Source organism: Vibrio sp. 970 (assembly GCF_033339075.1).
This window is the reverse complement of record NZ_JAWOTW010000340.1, coordinates 1-689: the sequence shown is the minus strand read 5'-3', so window position 1 is coordinate 689 and position 689 is coordinate 1. Positions and strand designations below refer to the sequence as shown.

At 43.5% G+C, this 689-nt stretch carries 2 protein-coding genes; both read left to right on the top strand.

The annotated features are described in order from the left end of the window. Positions 1-353: IS3 family transposase (locus tag R7Q11_RS26535; RefSeq protein WP_225467041.1), on the top strand; the 353-nt coding region annotated here is incomplete at its 5' end. A gap of 87 nt (positions 354-440) precedes the next feature. Beyond that, positions 441-689 (top strand): LysR family transcriptional regulator (locus R7Q11_RS26530; protein ID WP_225467040.1); only part of this gene is annotated, 249 nt, incomplete at its 3' end.

The following is a 689-nucleotide window of genomic DNA, read 5'->3' as shown; positions in this document are numbered from 1 at the left end:
TGGTCTGCGATGCGCTATCAATGGCCTTGTTCCGTCGCGGATTCCCTGAGCAAGTTATCGTTCACAGTGATCGAGGTAGCCAGTATTGCTCAAAAGACTATCGAGACCTCATGACCGCTTATAATCTAAAGCAAAGTATGAGTAGAAAAGGAAACTGCTGGGACAACGCTTGTGTTGAGAGCTTCTTCCATTCAATGAAAGTTGAAGCGATCCAATATGAGCCGATCATGACGCGAGACGAGATGCGCCAAGCGATCTTCGAATACATAGAGGTTGATTATAATCAGACGAGAAGGCACAGTGCTCTTGGGCATCTAAGCCCAGTTAACTTTGAACAGAAAAATGTCGCTTAATGAAGTGTCCAGTCTGACTGGAGCAGAACAGTTTACTTACCTTACCATTTACACAAAATAACCGCTGCCCATAAAAGTTAAAACACTATGGATTTGAACTTAATCAATACCTTTCTTGTTGTCGTTGAACACAAGTCTTATACCAAAGCGGCAGAACACTTGGGATTAAAGCAACCTGCGATAAGTTCTGCGATGAAACGGCTAGAACAACTCACCAACAAAACTCTTTTTATAAAAAAGGGGCGAAATATAGAGTTAACCTCAACCGCACACCATTGGCTCCCATTATTCAGGCGAGCGCTAGCCATGATAAACGATGCCGTCGTGGAACAAGCT